Genomic DNA, 23226 nt, shown 5'->3' on the forward strand with positions numbered 1-23226 from the left:
CCATTGAAAAAAAGCAAGTCATTTTTCCCCCCAAAAAATAAATCCCGACAGATCAGTATCAAATGGAAAATTTTTCTATTTCTGCTTGGCTTTTGCGGGGTGTTACTGATACTGCTCTGGCTTTTTCAGGTCGTTTTTCTGAACAGTTTTTATAAAAGCATCAAAATCAATGAAATCAAAGCCACTGCCAACACCATTGAAAAGAGTATTAATGACGAAAATATTGCCACCATCATTTCCACCGTTTCTGAAAATAATGATATTTGCATCAAGGTTTTGTCAAGTTCCGGAGATACCATCTACTCTTCCCATGTTGTCAAGGGATGCATCATTCACAGTAAGCCAACCTTTGATGAAAAAGCGCTTCATTCCGAAGTGACCAACAATGACGGCGAATTGTTTCAGTATTATAATCATGATGGCTACGCCAGAGAAACAGAGCCTGATTCTGTTCAACCTGAAAACACTCAAATTCAGGATAAACCGCCAGCGGAGGAAAAAGAAAAGGATACCCTTATTTACTCTAAAACCATCATCGATGCGAACAATAACGAATTAATTTTGGTACTCAACTCACTGATTTCGCCGGTGAATGCGACGGTTAATACCCTACGGGTGCAACTTTATTATATTACAGCCTTTATGATTCTGTTTTCGGTAATCCTGGCTTTTATCATTGCCAAATGGATCTCCCGACCTATTGAAGCCATCAACGAAAGTGCTAAAATGCTGGCCACCGGTGACTATTCAACCCAGTTTAAGGGAACAGGCTACAAAGAAATTGCCGAGCTCTCAGACACCTTGAACTTTACCGCCAAAGAGCTTTCAAAGGTTGAGCTACTACGTCAGGAACTAATTGCCAATATCTCCCACGATTTGCGCACCCCTCTAACCTTAATCAGCGGCTATGCTGAAGCAATGCGGGATTTACCGGATGAAAACAATTCCGAAAATGCCCAGATTATTGTGGATGAAACCAAACGGTTAACCACCCTGGTTAATGATGTCATGGACATTTCCAAGCTGCAAACTGGCAACATCAATGTCCATCTTCAGCCCTATAACGTGACCGTCAGCTTGAGCAACTCCATTAACCGAATGAATAAAATGATGGAACTCGATGGCTACCAGATTGATTTTATCGCTGACCGGGAGGTTACCCTGACGGCGGATGAAACCCGAATTTCTCAGGCGTTTTACAACCTGTTAACCAATGCTATCAATTATACCGGAGACGATAAAAAAATCACCGTCACCCAGACGATCTTCCAAAATCCGGCCGACGATCTGACCAACTGGGTTAAGATCGAAGTGGCTGATTCCGGCGAAGGAATCGCCGCTGAAGATCTCCCCTATATTTGGGATCGCTATTATAAGGTCGATAAAACCCACAAACGGGCAGTCACCGGCACTGGTCTGGGTCTATCCATCGTCAAATCCATCCTCGATATCCACCACGGAGATTACGGTGTCACCTCAAAGCTTAATGAAGGCTCGATTTTCTGGTTTACGCTAAAAATTTAGTACTGCACAATAAGAAAGATAGCCCAGTACCGACAATTGTTCGCATGTTGTACGTATCGGAGCGGATATGGCAGAGCCTGTCTGATTCTGGGCGCAGGCAACGAGCCAATCATAAGCTTGTTTATAGTTGGCGGCTACCCGCGACCAATGCGAAAGTAGCGTAGCGATTTTCGCATGGCGAAAAACAACAGATTAACAATTGGTCGGTAGTTTATTGACTGCCTCAAAGATGCACCTTGGGTGCATCTTTTTTATTTTCAGAACGTTCACAAAAAAAACACAAAATTAACAAACGCTTAACAAACGGGTCGAGTATACTTTAGAAAAGCAACGATATGAAGAAAACTTTATGGAGGTACTATCATGATCACAAAAACTTTTAAACGCTTTGAAAATAAATATCAGTTAAGTGCTAGCCAACTCAAACAACTGATGCCTTTGCTTTTAACCCAGATGAAACCCGATGACTATACAAAAAAAAATGACGGCTATTCCATTTACAATATCTATTATGACACCGAAAATTACGACATTATCCGCCATTCCCTTGCCAAACCCTATTACAAGGAAAAGCTTCGTTTGCGAAGCTATACGATCCCCACCTCTCCCGATGATCAGGTTTTCCTGGAACTCAAAAAGAAAATCGGCGGTGTTGTCAATAAACGGCGGGCGATCCTTCGTCTTAATGAAGCATCCCGTTTTGTTTCAAAGCTGGAATACCCCAAAGAACTTAATACCATAAATCGGCTGGTCCTGGAAGAGATTGAGTTTTTCTTAAAAAATCATCTGGTCACGCCCAAGACCTACATCGGCTATCAACGGATTGCTTTTGTCGGAAAAAACGACCCTGAGCTCCGAGTGACCTTTGACTACAACCTGAAAAGTCGACAGCATAGTCTGTCCCTCGAAAAAGGAGATTTCGGACATTCTCTTATCCCAGCCGATCACTATCTGATGGAGATAAAAATTCTGGGAGCCATTCCTCTCTGGCTGACTCACGCCTTAACCGAATTAGCAATTTACAGCAGCAGTTTTTCCAAATACGGAAAAGCTTATAAGGATTACCGCCAGCAAAGTATTGGCAAGTTGATTAACCTTCCCATTTACACTAATGATCAGATCAATAGCAAATTGACACCCTGTGTTAATAACTAAAGGAGACCACTCATGATTGAATCACTTTTTTCCACCACCCTGACCGAAACCCTAACGATTGAGAGCACCTTAAGCGTCATTTTCGCCGCTCTGGCGATGGGTTTGTTTATCAGCTTCGTCTATGTCCGAACCCGAGGCAAAGACGGCTATTCCCCAGGCTTTGTGGTCACATTGATTATGCTGCCGGCAATTATTTCTATCATCATTTTATTAGTCGGCAATAACGTTGCCCGGGCCTTCAGTCTGGCTGGCGCTTTCAGCTTGATCCGTTTCCGAAGTGCCCCGGGAGATCCCATTGATATCTCTTATGTGTTCTTTACCCTGGCGGTAGGTCTTGCCTGCGGTATGGGTTACATTTTATATGGGGCTATCTTTGCGATTATCCTCTGCACGGTGATGGTAATCTTAAGCATCTCAAACTATGGCAAACCCAAGGTTAAAAATATGCAGTTAAAAATCACGATCCCCGAAGATATTGATTTTCAGAACTGTTTTGATGATATTCTAAAGCACTATACGAGCAGTCACAAAATTCAGCGGGTTAAAACCAGTGATTTTGGCTCTCTTTTTGAAATTAACTACACCATTACGTTGAAAAATAATACCGATCAAAAAGAATTCATTGACAAATTACGATGTCGAAACGGCAATTTAAGCATTGTTCTTAATACAGAAGTCATTGATGAAAAAGTTTATATTTAATTTTTTATCACGAAATGGGGCTATTTACACGTACCATTGTGCTATAAATGTACGCCATATTAGTACACTTATAGCGCAATGGTTGTTTTTTTTTATCTTTGTCGTTACTACAACAACACGATCAAATCAAGTCACTGTATCCGTTTTGCTTTGCTCAGATTGGGGTTCTATTGACAATATTCTTATTTGATTTATAATGATAAAGTAAGTTTTTTGTCCTGAATAAGGATAAATTGATAATTTTCAAAGGTGCAAATTATCAACAGAAATTTACATGTTTTACAAAACCAAAATTTTCAAGGGGGAAAATTAATGAATCTTCAAAGACCCAATGGCAACGATGCCACCGAAACTTTCAACCGTTCCAAAAGTGTTGTACCCTGTTCTGGAATCTGTTCACGCTGTGTGGATGGATGTCGGGGTAATTGTGAAGTTTTCAAAGCCACTTTCAGAGGCCGGGAACTGATTTATCCAGGTCCCTTCGGTGATGTAACCGCCGGTGGTGACAAGGATTATCCGGTCGATTATTCTCATTTAAATATTCAGGGTTATGCCCTCGGTGCAAAAGGTTTACCTAACGGCGAAGTGGGCACACCTGACAATGCCCGTTTTCCAAATGTCAGCACCGAATGCGCCTATGGCTGGGATAGCAAAGTGACCATGGCTGTTCCGATTTTTACAGGTGCTTTAGGTTCCACCGAAATCGCCCGCAAAAACTGGGATCATTTCGCCGTTGGTGCCGCTATTTCTGGTGTTACCATTGTTTGTGGTGAAAACGTCTGTGGGATTGACCCCCGACTGGTTCTTAACAAAAACAATATGGTTATTGAGGCTCCTGACATGGACCGCCGCATTGAAGCCTATAAACGATATCACTCCGGCAAGGGCGAAATTCTCATTCAAATGAATGTTGAAGATACTCGTTTAGGCGTGGCCGAATACATCATCAACAAACACAACATTGAAACCATTGAGCTGAAATGGGGCCAGGGTGCTAAATGTATCGGTGGCGAAATCAAAGTTAATACCATCGAACGAGCCATGGAACTGCAAAAACGTGGCTACATCGTCACCCCGGACCCGATGGATCCAGTTATTCAAGCCGCTTTTAACGATGGTGCCATTAAAGAATTTGAACGTCACAGTCGTCTTGGTTTTATCAGTGAAGAAAGCTTTATGGCTGAAGTTGAGCGTTTACGAGCCTTAGGTTATAAACGAATCACCTTAAAAACCGGTGCCTATGGCTTAAGAGAACTGGCAATGGCCATGAAATGGTGTTCAAAAGCTAAGATCGACCTGTTGACCATTGATGGTGCCCCCGGCGGAACCGGCATGAGTCCCTGGCGAATGATGGAAGAATGGGGGATGCCTTCCATTTACCTGCATTCAGCAGCCGTTGAATTTGCCCAGATTCTGGAATCCCAGGGCGAGCGCGTTCCTGACCTGGCCTTTGCCGGCGGATTCAGTAGTGAAGACGGGGTTTTCAAAGCCTTAGCCCTCGGTGCACCCTATGTCAAAGCGGTTTGTATGGGCCGTGCCCTGATGATTCCTGGGATGGTTGGTAAAAACATTGACCAATGGATCAAAGAAAATAAGCTGCCCAAAACCGTTAGCGAATTCGGTTCCACACCAGAAGAAATTTTTGTCTGTTACGAAGCGGTCAAAGACATCGTTGGAGCCAAAGAAATTAAAAATATCCCCTTGGGGGCTATTGGTATTTACAGCTACTCCGACAAAATCCGGGTTGGCTTACAACAATTAATGGCCGGTGCCCGATGTTTTAGTACTGAAAGCATCACCCGCAACGAACTGATGTCGTTAACTGAAGAATGTGCTAAAGTCACCAGAATTCCTTACCTGATGGAATGCGGCCGGGAAGAAGCACTTTCTATTTTAAAAGGCTAGTCCTCCTTAACTAAATATTTTTTCAGCCGTCTGAATTAATCTTAAAGATCGATTCAGGCGGCTGTTTTAATTTGCTATTTTACTCATCCTTAGGTAAAATGAAAATAATTAATCAAAAAGTAATTCATCAATCAAAAGGAGACCAATCATGGGACTAAAAGATCTATTTAAAGATGTTACCGATCTGGCCAAGGAAAGTATTGATTCAATTCAAGCAGATTTAGCTCTTAAAAAAGAAGAACAGGAACGGTTAAGAGCTGAAATGGATCAGCGAATCAAAACCTATACCGATACCCTGGTCGAGCAGCTGCTTAATCCGGTGGAGGCTCCTGCCAGCCCACTGATCAATGCCGGGGATGATGAGGTCACGATGTTTACCAGAAATTTCTCTGATAAACTCTTGCTACCTGCCAACAGCCCCGTTGCAACCAAAATTGAGATGTACCCCAATGACGAAAAAGCTTTGAAAAATGTCTTAAAAAATTTTCCAACCTATTCCATGCAGGAACAGTTCTTATTTCAATTCAAAGATTCCAAAGGTCAGATAATCCTACTCACCACCAGTCATCTTTATTTTAAAATTCTTTTCCCGGAAAACCCGTCATTTTTTGCGATAGGCTCCATTCCCCGTGAAAAGCTCTTTTGCATCACCATTAATAAGGGCGATGCCCACTGCAGCCTCCTTGTTAACGCCATCACCCTGATCACCACCCCGGCCGAAGAAATCAAATCCATCGACATCATCACTTTGACTGAATATCTCGGGCGTCTGAAAAACAATGATTTTGTCATTGATGATGCCCAGGTTGATGCTTTCATTGCTTCCAAACTGGATCCCACCACCCTGGAAATTGTTAAAAGCTTTCTAGAACCCGACGAAAAACTGGTCTATTTTGCCTGGGGGATGGGTAGCCTGGTTTCCAAAAAGTTCATCACCTGTACGAATCGCAAAATTGTGCTCTATGACCGCGATTTAGAGACGAAAAAAAGTTTTCCTTATGACCAGATTTTGTCTCTGACCACCCAACTGAGCACGGTTTCTTTTCTGGATTTATCACTCACCCTGGGGATGAACCCCAATGATACTGAAATAAAAACAGCCGATGCGATCGAAACCATCAGCATCCTCTATGCTGGCGAAGCCGAGCGGCTTAAAGCGATTTATAACACCTACAAGCCGGCTGAAGTTACCCCGGATGCTCCCGATTCGTCCGCTTCTGAAGCCTTTGAAACTGTCCCTCAAGCCACTCCACCGGCTCAAGAAGATCCGATTGCGCTGATCGAAAAATTAGCGGTTCTAAAAGAAAAGGGCATTATCAGTGAGGAAGAATTCAACCAGAAGAAAGAACAACTCCTGGCCAAATTATAAACAGCGGAGGTTGTTAATAAACTACCGCACCGACCAATTGCCGGTTATCTTTTTTGACAGCCTGAACAGAGACTATCCCTTGTAGGGATAGTCTCTGTTTTTTATCGACCTAGATGCTACACACATACTTGACTCGTATCGTAAAAGCGTACTCTTTGATTGATCGCCTTCTTCAATTGACTACTTTAGTTTCTAGTATTTATCAAGTTCCAAGTCGTCTAAAACAATCTTTGGCTGCGATCGCGCCTCTTTTTTATCATCAGTCTTGTCAAGGTAGCTCTCATTTCTCTGCTTGGTTTGATCCTTAAGCTTAAAGGCTCCGACCATCACCTTAAGCATTTCTGCCTGCCCCGATAATTCTTCACTGGATGCAGCACTTTCTTCGGCAGTCGCTGAATTCGTTTGAACCACCTCGGAAACCTGCTCAATGCCCTGGGTAATCTGGGCAATTTCGGCGGCCTGATCGTTGGAAGCTCTGGCAATGTTCCCCACCAAACTGGTCACCTTTTCAATTTCGTCTAATATTTCTTTTAAACTTTCTGCTGTTTGATCGGCAATTTTCGTCCCGACTCCAACCTTTTCGATCGATCCTTCAATGAGTCCAGTCGTTTCTTTGGCGGCTTCGGCACTCCGTGCTGCCAGGCTTCTAACTTCTTCAGCAACGACAGCAAAACCTTTGCCATGCTGCCCGGCCCGGGCTGCTTCAACCGCAGCATTTAACGCCAGAATGTTTGTCTGGAAGGCGATATCATCGATGACCTTAATAATTTTAGAAATATTACTGGACGATTCATCAATGTCCCCCATCGCTGAAATCATTTTTGCCATTTGCCCATTACCAACTTCGGCATTTTTTCGGACTCTTACTGCCAGCTCATTGGCGTCGCTCGCTCGGATGGCATTCTGCTTGGTTTCACCAGCTACTTCTTCAATGGAAGCGGTCAATTCCTGAATTGAGCTGGCCTGCTCAGTGGTTCCCTGAGCCAGTGCCTGACCCCCATCTGAAATCTGTCTGGCACCAATTTCTACATGCGCTGCGGCCACATCAATATCCGTCATGGTTGTACTTAGACTGGAACTAATACCATTTAACGCTTCTTTTATAGCCAGAAAGTCGCCGGTATAAACAGAGGTTATTTCTTGATCTAAGTTTCCCCGGCTTATTTCTTCAAGGGTACAAGTAATTTCATTGACGTAACGCTTTAAATTAACAATGGTCTGGTTCATATCTTCTTTAATAATGGCATGATCCCCCTGATAATCGCCGCGCATTGATGTATTTAAATTGCCTGCCGCCAGCTCTTTTAGCGTTTCTGACGCTTCGCTGATTGGACGAATTACAGCATCCAACGTCTCGTTGAATCCTTCAATGACTTTTGCATACTCCCCGGTAAAGCGTGTTTGATCACCTCTGAAACGCAAATCCCCCTTGACTGCCGTAGCAGTCATTTTTTGGGTTTCTTCCACCAGCAAAACAATATTTTCCATCATACCAATCAAGCTCGGAATCAGGGTATCATTGTCGCTTCGTTTACCAATGGATTTTAATTCTCTTAGGTCACTGAGTTCGCCGTCTTCAATATGATTCGCAATATTGACAATTTTTACCAGCTGTCCGTGAACCGCATTAATCCCTTCGCCTATTTCTCCATAAATCCCCAGATAGTGCGTATCAATACTCTGACTTAAGTCATTCTGACTCATTAATGACAACACGCGATTCCCTTCTTTCAGGGCCCCCAAGCCATCAATACAGGCGTTGATACTTAGCTTGAGTTTATCAAAGTCGCCGGCATAAGTTTGCGTAATTTTTTCCGGAATTTCTCCTTTTCCAATCCGATCCACATATTCCGCTGCCGTATTGATCGGTCCAACCACAGCATCAAGCGTGGCATTGACGCCTTCAACAATATCTTTAAAACCACCTTCAAAAGCCTTTGTATTACCTCTTGTCTCGAGCTTACCGGCCACAGCAGCTTGAGACAGGCGGGTTGCTTCCTCAATTAAGCCGCGGATGGTTTTGATGGTGTGTTTTAAGGCCGGGGTAATTTCGTCCAATTCGTCTTTTTCTTCAATATCGGCTGAAACATCACCCGAAGAAATCTGATTCATCGTGCCAATGACAACATTCTGAAGTTCATCAGCAAAGGTATCCATGGTCATGGCCATTTCACCAATCTCGTCTTGTGCATCCATGTTTAGGCGAATGCCCAGATGACCTTTTCCCATCTCTTTGATCATATGGTTCACACTGGCAATGGGTTTGGTGATTGACGTTGACAGTTTATATAAGATTACTCCCAAAATGAGAAAAACAAACAATCCCGCCAGAGCAATGAGCATAATATTTTTTGTGATTGCGGCTTGAACATTATTCATCGAATAGCCTATATTCAAAGCCCCTTCGAGTTCCCCATTGATCACAACGGGATATAAGACATCATAAACGTTGGCATTTTCCACTTCATCAAAAAACTCTTTGGCACTCATTTCACCATCAAGCGCGACCTTTTTTATGGTCTCATCGTCCTGATAACTTTCGCCAATGTCATCCTTGTTGTTATCCGCCACGCCGATCAAATCTCTGTCAATAAAGCTCGCATAAACAATGCTCTCGTCCGACACCAATTCATCAATCAAGGCCTGATACCCGAATTTTTCAGTTAATTCCAGCACCCGATCAGCCGATACTCCAGCTTGAATAAATTCACCGCTACTATTTCGCACATAACCATATTTAAACAGATTACCGGTTTCACTGTCAGCTCGGATTTCTTCCATCAGTTCTGTTGCCCCGCTGACCATAAAATCATGAATGGGGTGATCGGCGGGGACTGTCCATCCCATATATTCACCGTAAGCGGCATTAAAAATAGTTCCTGTCGGATTATACAGATAAATGGGATTAATTCCGGTTTGTTCCGACAACTGTGTTAAATATTCATCGTTGACCCGGTCCCGATTGGCAAAAATGATATTTCCGACACTGCGAATCTGGGTTTCTAGCATTTCATTCATGGTTTTAACGGCTTCAGTATTGTCTTCAATTCGATCAACAAAACGCTGCGATGATGAAAATCCATTCTCTCTCATTTCAGCCAACAAGCTGTCTCTGGTCAAATACGAAGATATTGCACCAATTAAAAAGACCCCTGCCAGTACGCAAATCAGTGGTACAATTAACAGCCTTGTCCGAATAGACTTTGATTTTCTCAAATGACTTTTATTCCCTTTCAAACCTCAACCTCTTTCTTTTGCTTCGATGACTCTAAATTTATTTCACTCATTATATATTATGGTAGTTCTTATCAGCAATGCATTTATGTTAAATTTTTTATAAAAGACAAACTTCTAGTCGAAGTTGTTAAACAGTACTTTCACTCATAGCGAAAACGATTTGCTAAACTAAACGATAAGTCCTTCATTAACTTTAGTCACTTATTCTACCCGTTAAATAAGTCAACTTTTATATCTTCTATTCATTATTAAACGCTTTAAAAATAGCCACACACATTAAAATAATAATGCCTAAAAATGGCAGTGCCATAATAATGGAGGTATTTCTCATGGCGACCAGTCCACCACTAAAAAGCAGTACAATCGCCATTAATGACAACAAGGTCCCCCAGATCATTTTAATTTTAGTATCCGGATTCAAATCCCCGTTTCGAGAGAACATACTGATGACAAAAGTTGCTGAATCTGCCGATGTTACAAAGAATGTGACAATCAGTATCGTTGCAACAAAGGAGACGATTTTCCCCATCGGCAAATAAGATAAGGTGGCAAACAAACCCACCGTCATATCATTTATAACCTGGGAAACAATATCAACACCCACAAAGATTTCGAAATACAAGGCCGTTCCGCCAAAAACGGTAAACCAGAGACAGCAAAAAACGGCGGGCAGAATAATCACACCCAGAATAAATTCTTTCACCGTTCGGCCTTTCGATATTCGAGCAATAAAGGTTCCCACAAACGGCCCCCAGGAAAGCCACCAGGCCCAATAAAAAATCGTCCATGCGCCAACCCAGGGATCTTTTTCAAACGGTGATAAGGCCAAACTCATTGGCAGTAAGTTCTGAATATAACCGCTAAGACTGACAAAGAAGGTGTCGAGAATAAAAACGGTTGGACCAAATAAAAATAAAAACAGCAACAGCAACACAGCAATAATAATATTGGTGTTGCTGAGTATTTTTATGCCTTTATCGATACCGGTTGCCGCGGAGATTAAAAATAAAACCGTAATAACAGCGATAATAATAACCTGGCTGCCGATTGAGTTGGGAACATTAAAGAGGGTATTTAAACCACCATTTACTTGCAAGGCTCCCATCCCCAAGGAGGTGGCAACGCCAATTACTGTTAAAATCAAGGCCAGGATATCAATCCCCTGTCCAATCGGCCCCTTGGTCTTTTCACCCAGCAGGGGGTAGAGGGTTGAACTGATTAAACACGGCATTTTTTTTCGAAAGGTAACATAAGCCAGCGCCAATCCGACGATAGCATAAATCGCCCAGGGGTGAAGCCCCCAATGTAAAAAAGTATAGCGAAAAGCCATCATGGCTGACTCAGTAGAGGACGGTTCAATCCCCATCGGCGGTTCGGCATAATGAAAAACCGGTTCAGCAACACCCCAGAAAACCAGCCCAATCCCCATACCAGCACTAAAGAGCATGGCAAACCAGGAAAAATTCGAATACTCGGGACGATCATCATCACTACCCAGGCGAATTTTTCCAAACCTGCCAAACGCCAGATAAAGAGAAAAAATTAAGATTCCCAGAACCGTTGCCAGATAAAGCCAGCCCAAATCATTGGTGATAAAAGAAAACATCTGACTGGTAATCTCCAGCAATTGTTCCGGAAATAAAAAACCAAAAATGAGAAACAGCAGAATAAGACCAATTGATATGTAAAATACCATCATATTCACTTCCTTTCTACTTCGTTATATGATAGAAAGGCGCCAAAATTTTAATAAAATTCTGGCACCTGTTCTGTAATAATTCTTTATTGTATCATCTTTTTTTCTATCCCAGTAGTTGTTTGCAGAGTTCCACGGCTTCATCGGCTGTTTCGGCCCAACCATCAGCACCAATGTCTTCACCCCATTTTTCACTGGTTGGTCCGCCACCAATGATAATTTTATATTGATCACGCAAGCCTTTTTGATCCAGATATTCGACCAGTACTTTTTGAGACTTCATCGTAGTTGTCAATAATGCGCTGGCAGCGATAATCTTAGCCCCAATCTCATCTGCTTTGGCTACAAAGTCTTCAGCCTTCTGATCGATGCCGATATCATAGACTTTAAAACCAGCAGAGGTTAATAGCGCGCCGACAATATTTTTCCCGATATCATGGATATCCCCTTCAACGGTGCCAAGGATAATCTTACCCTTATCTTCATAGGCGCCTTCGCCTTCGCCTGCTGCCAGAACATCTTCCAGCACATCCATTCCCGCTTTCATAGCATCAGCGGCCATCATTACATCGGGTAAAAAGGCTTCACCGCTGGTCCATGCTGCCCCAACTTCTTCAATTCCTTTAATAAAACCAAGCTGTACCGCCTGGACCGGATCGATTTTTTCAGCAACAACTTTTTCGGCCAGCTCAATTGCTAAATCCTCATCACCATCGACAATTGCATCTTTAATTTCTTCAAATATTGGGTTCATTATTTTTCTCCTTTTTTTTATGTTTTTTTATTTCAATAATTCTTTCGATCGTTTTTCAATGAATGCTTCAACTTTTTCTTTGATTGCCGGATCCAGTTCAGGCGGAGTGTAACTGGCCAGAACTTCCTGCCATTTTAATTTTGCCCGTTGATTGGTATCAAGCGAATCCTTTGACCAGCCATCAAAGGATTGACGGTCACTCAGTGCAGGTCTGAAAAATTCTGTCTTAAAGTTCTTACGAGTGTGTTTCTGCGTCAGGAAGTGACCACCTGGGCCAACCGTTTCAATCACATCATAGGCCATTTTTTCATCACTATCAGTATCAAATCCTTTGAGGTAACGTAGCACCATCCCGGCGATTTCATCGTCGACCATAAACTTTTCATAAGACATCGCCATGTAGTATTGAAGAATTCCGGCTGTATGCAGAACGAAATTCACTCCTGTGGTGCTGGCGGCAAAGAGAACCATCATCGATTCATAACCAGCCTGAGCATCAACAGTTTTAGCATCAGTTAAGCCCCCGCCACCTCGGCAGGGTACGCCATAGAATCGGGCAAACTGGGCACTGGCTGATGTAAACAAGGCATTCTCCGGATTTCCGATCGATAACGATCCGGTTGACATATCGGTTACTGCCGAGGTTGAGCCATAAACCACTGGTGTCCCCGGATTAATGCACTGAGTCAGGGTAATCCCGGCCAGTACTTCCGCATTCTGAAGCGACATGGCTCCAGCCAGCGTTGCCGGACCGGTTGATCCTGCCATAACCAGTGAAGCAATTACCATCGGCTGTCCAGCTTCGGCATAGGCCATTAATCCACCAAGCATCCGGTCATCGTATTTAAGGGGCGTCACCGAGTTAACTAAGCAGATCAGGGCTGGTTTTTCCTTAATCACATCCAAACCGCCATGGAGGACTGCCGTTAATTCAATGCAATCTCGGGCGTGCTCATAACCAGAAGAACTGCCCATAAAACATTTATCTGAATTAATGATATGACTATAAGCCATTTTTAAATGTCTGATCTCATCTTCAACATCACTTGGTTCAACCACGGTCCCGCCGGTCATGTGCAAGTTTTTGCTGGCTCCGGCCAGTTTAACAAAATTGTTGTAATCTTCCATCGTGGCATCCCGTTTGCCGCCATCGGCATCATAGACGAAGGGTGCCCCATAACCGGGCATATACATAATGTTTTTGCCACCACAAATTAAATTGTGCTTGGGATTACGGGCATGGAGGGTAAATTGAGCGGGTGCTTTTTCAACCATGTTCTCGACAAAGTCCGGATCTAAAAATACCCGATGACCTTCAACCCGCTGACCATGTTTTTTAAACACTTCAATAGCTGGATCATAAGAGAATTCAACACCAATTTCCTGAAGAATTTTCAGGCTGTTTTTATGAATCTTATCAATTTGTTCATCTGTCAAGACATCAAATTTTGGTAACATATTGTAATACCTCTTTTCTAAATTTTTTAACCTTTGTTTGAAACATCTGCTGCCAGTAGGCTTTCGGCTGTTTCTTTAAATCCATTTTTATTAAGTTTTAACTGGGTTTCAGCATAGTCAGCTTTTAGCGCTTTGAGAATACTAAAACACATGACAATCATAACCAGCATATAGGGGAATGCCGCGACAATTGACGCTGTTTGCAAGGCTTTTAAGGCTGAAGTTCCACCCACAAGAATTAACATAATGGTGATTAGGCCCTGGGCAATACCCCAGCCACCTCTTAATTTTTTGTCCGGGTCCATATCTCCGTCTGATGTCAGCATCGCTAAAACATAGGTTGCTGAGTTCGCTGCTCCAACAAAGCAGATTAAAATCAGGAAAATCGCTAGGATTGACGTAATGCCATAGAGTGGTAATTGTTGCAAAAGAGCGTATAGTGCGGTGGTATAATCGGCACTAACTGCCGCTTCGATTGCGCCACCGGAGATTGCATTTAAATTAAATGCGGCACCGCCGTAAATTGCAATCCAAATCAGAGAAAAACCAGAAGGAAGTAAGGCTACGGCTAAAATAAATTCGCGAATGCTTCTGCCTTTAGATACACGTGCAACGAACTGTCCCACAAATGGAGCCCAGGCAATCCACCATGCCCAATAGAAGACGGTCCAGCCGTTTAACCATTCAACATTCCCCATCCAGAAAGTTTGACCGACAATGTTCTGCAGATAAGCGCCTAATGAATTCGTGAAATTATTTAAAATAAACACGCTGCCGCCAAAAATAAAGATAAAAACCATAAATCCAATTGAAAGCCAGATTTTTATATTAGCTGCGGCTTGCATTGCCTTATGCAGTCCTGATATTGTTGCTAAAGTAAAGATTGCTGTCATCACAGCAATAATGATCGAAATCACCATTGGCGAGGATTGAATCCCCCATATGTATTGCAAACCAGTAGCAATTTGAGTTGCTCCAAAACCCAAGCTTGTTGCGACACCGAAAATCGTTGCAAAAACTGCCAGAATGTCGATCGTTTTACCGATTGGTCCATGTATTTTTTCACCAATCAATGGATAGAAAGCTGAACTGATCAAGAATGGCAAGTCTTTTCTAAATTGAAAATATGCCAGTCCCAAACCGCCAATTGCAAAGACTACCCATGGATGCAATCCCCAGTGGAAGAAGGTGGTTCGCATGGCTATTTCCATTGCTGCCTGAGTTCCCCCTTCTCCAACGGGCGGACTCAGATAATGCATAATCGGTTCCGATACCGACCAGAATACCAAACCAATTCCCATCCCACCGCCAAATAACATTGAAAACCATTGGAAGTTAGTAAATTCAGGTTTATCATCATCCTTACCCAATATAATTTTTCCAAATGGACTGATGGCAACACCGATGGCAAACACAATAAATATCCCGACTGCCAATAAATACAACCATCCAAAAGACGTTGTAATAAATGAATTTAACAGATTAAATACGGCTGTAGTACCTTCAGTAAAAAGCATACTAGCTAATACAAAAACGATAGCGATTGCTGCTGAAATATACAACACTGTTCGATTCTTTGTCGTTTTTTCTTGCATTTTAGTTACTCCTCCTCTTATTTTAGATTTGGTTCAAAGTTTTTAGAAAATTTTCATCAGCGGTGTTTCCAGTGTCCCCAGTTTTGTTCCGGTGATCTTATTGCAATAAGACAACATCGCATCGGTGGTCGCAGCGGCTTGATACACCCAGGCGGCATTGGCCATTGGTCCATATAAAATAAAATCAGCACCGTGAGTCAATGGAAAAGTAAAGACCGAAGCGCCGGCCGCTTCAAAATAAGGACTGCCTTTTGATCGCATTTTTTTCCATAAATAGAGGGCGTTCGATGAAGCACATCCACCGGGAAAACCATGTTGTTCTTTAATATCTCGGATTGCCATGGCCGTCCAACTGCTACTGGCAACATCCAGAACCCCGGGATCAATCAGAAATTGCTCAACACCAGCTCGTTTAGCCTTGGTCAACAGCCCTTCGTTTTTTTCATCGCCGATCAGCAGTTTCACGCGTTTGGCTGGCTGTAAATGTTTTTTACTGAAGGCCAGAACAACCGCCGTCTTAACACCACACTCTTTCATGACTTCCAACTCATGCTCGGTACAACTTTCTTCCAATGAGTTGTAAATAATTCGACTCATCGCCACTGGATCGTTAGCAAAATGTTTGAGTGTTTCAATTCGCACCTCCGGGCTGGGGCTGTCAAGCAAAATTGGAGAAGTGGTGTGCTTTAGGACAAACTCGACATGTTTGGTCAGAGCGACCTCGGTATCCCCTAATACATCGACAATTCTGGGATTACCGGTTTCGGCTGATAGTTCCGCTTCTTTATCCAGTAAATCTTTGGCTGCTGTTTCATCAAACAACCCTTTTTCTGAATCTTTGGTTATCTTATGACCGCGATAAAAAATACTCCCAATTAAAACGGTGGGATACTCCCCAGGCTGTCCACCAATCTTAGTTCCATTAATATCATAAACAAACTGATCTGCTGTAAATCTAAACATTTTTGTCTCCTTCATAAACTTATAATTAATTATTGCAAAATTCACAACATAAAAAACAATTGTCCTATTCCTGTCTGTATTAGTCATGGACCCTGTTTTTTCTTTCTCGCAGCCTAAACGATTACACTTTTCTCCTTTCTTACTTATTTACGAGATGTTATGTTAATTCTTGCTGTTATATATCGCAATAATCGTGCCAACATGAATAAAAGCGCTTATTTCGATCAACTGGCTATTTGCCGTCTTTCGTAACGCAAATATTATTTCCAATAATGAAAAAGTTAGCTTTTATTTTTTCATTATTGGAAATAACTGTTTTTTTGCTCTTGTTAATTCGAATCATTTGATTTATCATCAAGTTGTAGTGATGAAAACGATTTTAACTGATAAGAATGATTGATTGATGTACTCTTAAATAAAAAACAGGCAATAAAGACCCCAATATAAATATAAGAACGAGGAAATAGCATGATAACAAACGAAATGAACCATAGTCCGGAATATGCGGACTATCTAAAAACCCTTTCCAGTGAATTTTTTCTGGATATCTTGGAAAACAGTTTTATTGAAGTCACCGTAACCGATAAGGATGGTAATGTTCTTTACGCCAATCCGGCCTGTCTGGAGTACCATGGGATTCCGGCAGAAAAAATGTGGAAACTTAATTTTTTAACCTCCTTCCAGGGCTTCTGGACACCGCCGTCCACTGCCACTGCCATTGAAAAAAAACACACGATTATCTCCCGACAGCGCTCTCTCCTGACCGACGAAGAGCACATTACCATTACGACACCGCTTTATAATCCTGATCACGAATTGGTTATGCTGGTTTATAACACCCTAAAGCGGGAATCTTTTGTTGAGTTTGATCTGGATTACCTGAATCAGGAAAAATTAACCGATGATGAGATTAAAGATAAAAAGGGCTCTCGGGAAGAGCGGACCAAAGCGAGTAACAATATTGTTGGTCGCAGTTATATTCTCTACCAGACTCTGCACAAATTGAAGAAGGCCGCCAAATCGGATATTCCGATTTTACTGCTGGGTGAAAGTGGGGTAGGTAAAAGTCTGATTGCCAAATTTATTCATGATTGCAGCCCCCGCAAAGCCAATCCCTTTATTTCCATCAATTGTGCTTCGATTCCCGACAATCTTATTGAAAGCGAACTCTTTGGGTATGTTCCCTATGCCTTCACCGGCGCCAGCCCCAAAGGCAAAAAGGGATTGGTAGAAATGGCCAATCACGGTACCTTGTTTCTTGATGAAATCGGAGAACTCCAACCTAATATTCAGGTCAAACTCCTGGATTTCCTGGAGAACCAGCGCTTTACTTCGGTAGGGGGATTAGAGAAAAAAATGGTCAACACCCGAATTATTACCGCCACTAATAAAAATCTGGAAGAACAGGTCGCCAAAAACGTCTTTCGGGAAGACTTGTATTGGCGCATCAATGGGATCACCCAAACGGTACCATCACTACGGGAGCGGCGGGATGATATTTTCCCCATTGCCCAGTATTATCTAAAGGAATACAATAAAAAGTATAATCAGAACAAGGTTTTTTCTAATCCGGTTATTGAAGCCTTGATCCAATATGACTGGCCGGGAAATGTCCGTCAGCTAAAAAATGCCGTCGAGCAAATGGCAGTCATGAGTCTTGGCAGTGTTATTGGCAGTGACAAATTGCCTGAACAGGTAGCTGCCTTTGTAACAAAAGAAAGTATTAATAAAAAGAAAATCATTTTTGATGATCTGGTGGAAAATTATAAACGCGGAATTATTGAAGACTATTATGAAATTTACGACAATATAAACGATCTGGCCGATTCTTTGGGCTTAAGCCAAACCACCGCTTATCGTCTGGTTAATAAATATGTCAAAAAATAGCAACACCACAAGCAAGGGGCCCGGAAACGCTCCTTGTTTGTGGTGTCTCAATTTGTATGGGTCACCCCATTAATTATAATTAAAACGACTTCCAATCAAAATATCAGGGAACGATCTTTTGACCAAAAGGATTTTTTGTCCCAGCTGAACTCTACATCGGCATGAATCTCCAAAAAGTAATCCTGTATCAAACCGTTCAAATCATCCAAATTGTCAAAACGATTATCCTTATTCAAAGCTTCTATCCACATGCTCTGTCCGCCACAGGCATCACTTAAATGAACCTTGTAGTCCAGATCGCGCTCTTTAATGCGGCGGTTCACTTCACTGATATTGTCCCAGGTAATAATCATCTCCAGATACTCCTTTCCTAATATTTACTTGATCACTATTTGATCTCTATTAGATAGTTTACCCCCGTTAGTCAACTTTATTCAAAATTTAACCACTTATTATTTTTTATATAACAAACGGTCGACTAGTTGATCCCGGCGGCGCAGCATCTTTGGGGACAACTTTTATTTCGATAGCTTCAAGCCTTAAGCCCTTCCCTTGCGTTCCTGAACTTGCGCCATTTTTAGCCCAGTCCAGCCAACCATAGTTCTGACTGTGAACCCGGTAATAAACATCATAGTTGGGTGCGTCCGCTCCGGTGAGCCGAATTTGAATGGCCTCTAATCGTAGCGATTGACCGTAGGTTCCACTGGTTTGGCCGTCACTTTTAAAACCCTGCCAGCCAATATTTTGAACATGAGTCTGGTATTCAATGCCAAGATTATAACCTAATTTATCGGTCTTGATTTCGATGCCTTCCAGCCGTAACGACTGACCGGAAGTGCCACTGCTCTGGCCATCACTTCGCCAGCCTTGCCAGCCCACATTCTGGACATGAGTGCGATAGGTAATGCCTGTTGTTTCATTAGAAGTGATCGAGGCTACTGCTGTATTTAACTGAATCAAGCCGCTGCCATAGTAAGAATCACTGCCTGCTGTTCCTAAATCCAGGGCCGTGCTTTTAAGAATGGTCTCAACTGTTTCAGCCGTTAAACTGGGATCGGCTGCGATCAGCACCGCACAGGCTCCAGCGACAATGGGACTGGAAAAAGAGGTACCACTGGCATACTCGTACCCGCCGCTTTTGGCGGTGGTTAAAACAGATTGACCCGGAGCACACAAATCCACCCGGTCATTGTATTGCGAAAACGAAGCCCGGAGATTGTCCTTATTGATGGCTCCCACTGAAATGACATGGTCGTAAGATGCCGGGTAGGAATACTGACCCACCCGGACATTCCAGGATTCGCCTTCATTTCCTGAAGCCGCCACCACGATTTTCCCGGCGCTGACAGCCTCATTGACAGCCACCGCCAGAGAAGAAAAGGTTCCATAACCACCAAAACTCAAATTAATTACCTTAACCTCTGGCCGCTTTGCCGCTTCGAGTAGTGCCGCACAAATATAAGCCACGTCCAGCTTAGTATCGCCACTGTATGTACCACCCGCCCGGTAGGGGGCAATTTTTATATTGGCTAATCCGGAGATCCCGGCAGTGCCAACGCCATTATTAGTAACGGCTGCAATGCATCCGCTAACCGCAGTCCCGTGACCTGACAAATCGACAACCTGGGGCTTTCCGGCTACAAAATCATATCCCGTAACGGTATTGCCGATAAGATCTGGATGACTAAGATTTAAACCGGTATCAATGACCGCCACCACTACTGGGTCAGCGTTCGAAATCTGATCCCAGGTCTGGTCAGCACCAATCCGACTAAACTGCCAGGCGGCACCACTCACCACATAGGGATCGCTAGGAAGGGCGCTCACTTCGATTTTGTCGTTTTTATCCACTGCCAACACATTAGGATTTTGTGCCAGATTCGCCATCATGGCCTCTGCATCTGTTTCTTCGCTGACTTCAATAAGATCCACCCGATTGGAGACCTGCTCACCGGCAACAACCGTTTCGGCCGTTAAAGCCAGGTCTTTAACATTATCTTCCCCACCCTCTTTATAAATAACAACGATCTGCTGATCCAGGTTTTCATCGGTATTAATCTCTGGTATCTGTTCTAAGGTTTTGATCTCAGTGGGTGTTTCGCTTCCCTGTTGTAATCCTTCGTTTAACGACATACTCTGATCATCCGGTGTTGTCTTCAAAACGGATTGACTACCCGGATTAACTAAGTCTTCTGCTTGACTTCCCGCTGGAAACAGCAAGAAGAAAACAATCATTATTGCCAGCCATCGTGTTATTTTTAACAATTTATTATTCATGCTGTTCACCCTTCGCACCGCTGGTATGGTTTTGTTCTTATCATCCTTTTATGATGTAATGCTTTATTTCTGTCGTATCTGCTCTATTTAGGATATATTACTATAACATAAGTTCTTTATATTCTGCTATCATTTCAGATAATGCTTAAGGATTTTAATATTAAACGCTGTGTTCCTACTACTCACTAGGACAATCGGACAATAATCCGGTGCAACACATCCACCGTTTCCTCCAGGTTTGTTGACGCATCTTTGATATGATGATAGACTTCGCGTTTTTTTATCGCTGTCATTGGATCAGCCCCGGCAAATACAAACACCATACCATCCATGTAGAGCTTTTCAATTTCTCGGTGGGTCGCTCGCATTTTAACCACCGCTTCTTCCGACTTACCATGATTCTTTTTCAGATCGCTGACTGCTTCGGCAAAAATTTCTACCCCTCTTTTTAATTGTTCAACCATACTGATAATGGTATCATTGGCTTTCACATCAAAGGTCTTCATTGAAACCAGGGTTGATTGGGCATATTTTAGAACTCGATTCATACCAACTGATATCGAGTAAATATCACCGCGGTCAAAGGGGGTAACAAATGCTTCGGTCAGGTTTTTTTCCATCTCCATCCGAATGGTGTCCGCTTCTTTAACGCAGTCCAACAATGCCTGGCTGTCTTTGTCGGCACTACTATTCAACCAATTGTACAGGGCTTCCACCCCGGATGCATTGCTTTGCGCCTGCATCAACAGCATCTGATGAAAATGATACTTAATCGGAAAAATCCGATCAATAATATTTCTTTTTTCCATTATTCTATTCTCCCTCTAGATAACCTTAAAAATCATCGTTGTTATGGTATAGATCAGGGCCGATACTACTGCTGATAAGGGAATGGTGATGCACCACGCGACCAGAATTTCTTTAACAATTCCCCAATTCACCATTTTGTATTCATCTCCGGCGCCAACACCCATAATCCCGCCGACCACCACATGGGTGGTGGAGACCGGTGCCCCAACCAGGGTTGCTCCGAAAATCGAAGCCACCGAGGACAATTGCGAATTTAAGCTATGCAGCGGCTTAATATCAAAAATCCCTCGCCCCAAGGTCTTCATAATGCTCCAGCCACCCAGCAGGGTGCCCAGAAACATGACAATTCCGCCACTCCCTCGTACCCACAGAGGCGCCGTGTGAATGGCAGTTCCGCTCCACGCGGCCAAAGCCAGCGTAAAAAGTCCAATAATTTTTTGGGTATCATTGGATCCGTGGCTATAAGAAAGACCCGCCACGACTAACCATTGTATTTTATTAATCTTCCTGTTAATAGAAACCCTGGCATTTCGCAAAATAAATTTCGTCACTTTTTCCAGAAAAAACGCAATCATAAAACCGATAAACGGTGATAAAAACAAGGCCATCATCACTTTTACAATCCCGGTAATTTGGTGACCCTCGCTAACTAGCTCCGCCCATCCCCACAAAATGTGTTCGTATCCTGATGATACCATCACAGCACCGATTATTCCGCCAACTAATGCATGGGTGGAACTGGAGGGCAAACCTAATTTCCAGGTAATTAAATTCCATAAGGTGGCTCCAAAAACAGCAGCAAACAGAACCGTTAATAAGGCGGTGTCAGTTGGCAAATCAATTAACTCTGAGATAGCATCCGCCACCAAGTTCCCACCAATCACTGCTCCGACCAATCCAAAAAAAGATGCCACTGCAATTGCCTGTTTGGGACTGGCCGCTCCGCAATTGATAAAGGTGGCTACCACTGAACTGGCATCATGAAGCCCATTTGTCAAAGCAAAAATAAGCCCGATTATTATAACTGAAATTAATATGATTGTTGCACTGACCGTTATCATTTTTTTGCTCCTATATATATATTTGTTTCTCACATTTATTTTTCCTACTATATCAGCACATTAGCAAAGACGCAACAAGAACTGCGCTTTCCCAAAAAAAATGTCTCAATCGGCCCAAAGGCAAATTGAGACATTTTGGTTTCTCGTTAATTGAAAAACTTCACGTTGCCGATCGTTCCATCCGTTAAAAAAACGATCTGAAGCATAGTGCCATCCTGATTGATCCACACCCTTATGTAGCTTAACTTATTATCTTCAAAGGGAATCTGGGTGACACTGGTTTCGGTTCCCTCTCCGCCTAGAATATTTTTTACTTCATCATATGTGGCACCCTCAGGTATACTTTCTGCCTGTTCCTTAGTCACTGCTTTCGTTGTTAAAAAAGCCAGATCTTTAGTCAGTGAATAAAACAAGGTTTTACTTGTGGCCATTCCATTTTCATCAAACATAACACTCACCCCAAAACCGGTATCATTATTCACATACGTAAAGACATTCCCAATTTGAGTGCTTTCGGTTGGCGTAACGCCTAATTCCGCATCCACCTGTTGCTTTGTCTGGTCCAATTGCACCGCATCATAAAACTCATAAACAGTATCTCTTGAAAGATTAGACTGACCAGCACTACCACTATTCGCATTACTGCCGCAGCCTGACAAGACTAAAACCAACGTCACGGTAATTCCTACCACTAAAGAAAACTTTAATCGATTCATTTTATGATCCTCATCTTTCTTTACCCAAATTACTGGAATCAGTATAATGTACACGCTTGTCAAGACACGAAATTAGAAATTTTTAGATAAATCTCCTTTCGCGTTTTGATTAGGCAG

General features: G+C 42.7%; 17 protein-coding genes. 6 read left to right on the top strand and 11 right to left on the bottom strand.

The window, feature by feature from the left end; all coding sequences use genetic code 11:
• The first annotated feature begins 3 nt into the window (after positions 1-3).
• The 5 genes from U2P91_RS15145 (at position 4) to U2P91_RS15165 (ending at position 6655) form a co-directional block, all read left to right on the top strand.
• Positions 4-1524 (top strand): HAMP domain-containing sensor histidine kinase, encoded by a 1521-nt coding sequence (locus tag U2P91_RS15145; protein WP_322519945.1) that lies wholly within the window; start codon positions 4-6, stop codon positions 1522-1524.
• A 363-nt stretch (positions 1525-1887) separates the two neighbouring features.
• Positions 1888-2679 carry a polyphosphate polymerase domain-containing protein gene (locus U2P91_RS15150; RefSeq protein ID WP_322519946.1) on the top strand — a complete coding sequence of 264 codons (792 nt, stop codon included), beginning with the start codon at positions 1888-1890 and terminating at the stop codon, positions 2677-2679.
• Between the two features lie 12 nt (positions 2680-2691).
• Positions 2692-3381 carry a DUF4956 domain-containing protein gene (locus U2P91_RS15155; RefSeq protein ID WP_322519947.1) on the top strand — a complete coding sequence of 230 codons (690 nt, stop codon included), beginning with the start codon at positions 2692-2694 and terminating at the stop codon, positions 3379-3381.
• 312 nt (positions 3382-3693) lie between these two features.
• Positions 3694-5286, top strand: coding sequence for an FMN-binding glutamate synthase family protein (locus U2P91_RS15160; RefSeq protein WP_111888986.1), 1593 nt, complete (start codon positions 3694-3696; stop codon positions 5284-5286).
• A gap of 148 nt (positions 5287-5434) precedes the next feature.
• Positions 5435-6655 (top strand): SHOCT domain-containing protein, encoded by a 1221-nt coding sequence (locus tag U2P91_RS15165; RefSeq protein ID WP_204355419.1) that lies wholly within the window; start codon positions 5435-5437, stop codon positions 6653-6655.
• A 192-nt stretch (positions 6656-6847) separates the two neighbouring features.
• Here U2P91_RS15165 and U2P91_RS15170 read toward each other — a convergent pair whose 3' ends face one another.
• The 6 genes from U2P91_RS15170 to mtgA all read right to left on the bottom strand — a co-directional run bounded on the left by U2P91_RS15170 (position 6848) and on the right by mtgA (position 16358).
• Positions 6848-9892, bottom strand: a complete 3045-nt coding sequence (locus U2P91_RS15170) for a methyl-accepting chemotaxis protein (protein WP_322519948.1) — start codon at positions 9890-9892, stop codon at positions 6848-6850.
• Positions 9893-10130: 238 nt separating this feature from the next.
• The gene (locus U2P91_RS15175; RefSeq protein WP_305781825.1) at positions 10131-11591 is read right to left on the bottom strand and encodes a glycine betaine uptake BCCT transporter; all 1461 of its coding nucleotides are present in this window, start codon (positions 11589-11591) and stop codon (positions 10131-10133) included.
• 103 nt (positions 11592-11694) lie between these two features.
• On the bottom strand, positions 11695-12342 hold the full coding sequence (gene mtgC, locus U2P91_RS15180; RefSeq protein WP_322519949.1) for a glycine betaine-specific corrinoid protein MtgC: 648 nt from the start codon (positions 12340-12342) through the stop codon (positions 11695-11697).
• Between the two features lie 27 nt (positions 12343-12369).
• Positions 12370-13800 (bottom strand): glycine betaine--corrinoid protein methyltransferase, encoded by a 1431-nt coding sequence (mtgB, locus tag U2P91_RS15185; protein ID WP_322519950.1) that lies wholly within the window; start codon positions 13798-13800, stop codon positions 12370-12372.
• Between the two features lie 26 nt (positions 13801-13826).
• On the bottom strand, positions 13827-15395 hold the full coding sequence (locus tag U2P91_RS15190; RefSeq protein WP_322519951.1) for a glycine betaine uptake BCCT transporter: 1569 nt from the start codon (positions 15393-15395) through the stop codon (positions 13827-13829).
• Between the two features lie 42 nt (positions 15396-15437).
• The gene (gene mtgA / locus U2P91_RS15195; protein WP_111888983.1) at positions 15438-16358 is read right to left on the bottom strand and encodes a [methyl-Co(III) glycine betaine-specific corrinoid protein]--tetrahydrofolate methyltransferase MtgA; all 921 of its coding nucleotides are present in this window, start codon (positions 16356-16358) and stop codon (positions 15438-15440) included.
• Positions 16359-16826: 468 nt separating this feature from the next.
• Here mtgA and U2P91_RS15200 point away from each other — a divergent pair, with 468 nt between their 5' ends.
• A complete protein-coding gene (locus U2P91_RS15200; protein ID WP_111888982.1) occupies positions 16827-18245 on the top strand; it encodes a sigma-54 interaction domain-containing protein in 1419 nt (472 codons plus the stop codon).
• 95 nt (positions 18246-18340) lie between these two features.
• Here the strand turns inward: U2P91_RS15200 and U2P91_RS15205 are convergent, their stop codons facing one another.
• From U2P91_RS15205 to U2P91_RS15225, 5 genes are all read right to left on the bottom strand, one after another.
• Positions 18341-18598 carry an RDAC family protein gene (locus U2P91_RS15205; protein WP_111888981.1) on the bottom strand — a complete coding sequence of 86 codons (258 nt, stop codon included), beginning with the start codon at positions 18596-18598 and terminating at the stop codon, positions 18341-18343.
• Between the two features lie 106 nt (positions 18599-18704).
• Complete coding sequence (locus U2P91_RS15210; protein ID WP_242988518.1) at positions 18705-20522, bottom strand: S8 family serine peptidase; 1818 nt, start codon at positions 20520-20522, stop codon at positions 18705-18707.
• Between the two features lie 185 nt (positions 20523-20707).
• Positions 20708-21331, bottom strand: coding sequence for a DUF47 domain-containing protein (locus U2P91_RS15215; protein WP_111888980.1), 624 nt, complete (start codon positions 21329-21331; stop codon positions 20708-20710).
• A 15-nt stretch (positions 21332-21346) separates the two neighbouring features.
• Entirely contained in the window at positions 21347-22393 is a 1047-nt protein-coding gene (locus U2P91_RS15220; RefSeq protein WP_111888979.1) for an inorganic phosphate transporter, read from the bottom strand.
• 146 nt (positions 22394-22539) lie between these two features.
• A complete protein-coding gene (locus U2P91_RS15225) occupies positions 22540-23109 on the bottom strand; it encodes a hypothetical protein (RefSeq protein ID WP_111888978.1) in 570 nt (189 codons plus the stop codon).
• Positions 23110-23226 lie beyond the last annotated feature (117 nt).

The sequence above is a fragment of the Acetobacterium sp. K1/6 genome (assembly GCF_034438075.1).
GTDB lineage: Bacteria > Bacillota > Clostridia > Eubacteriales > Eubacteriaceae > Acetobacterium > Acetobacterium carbinolicum.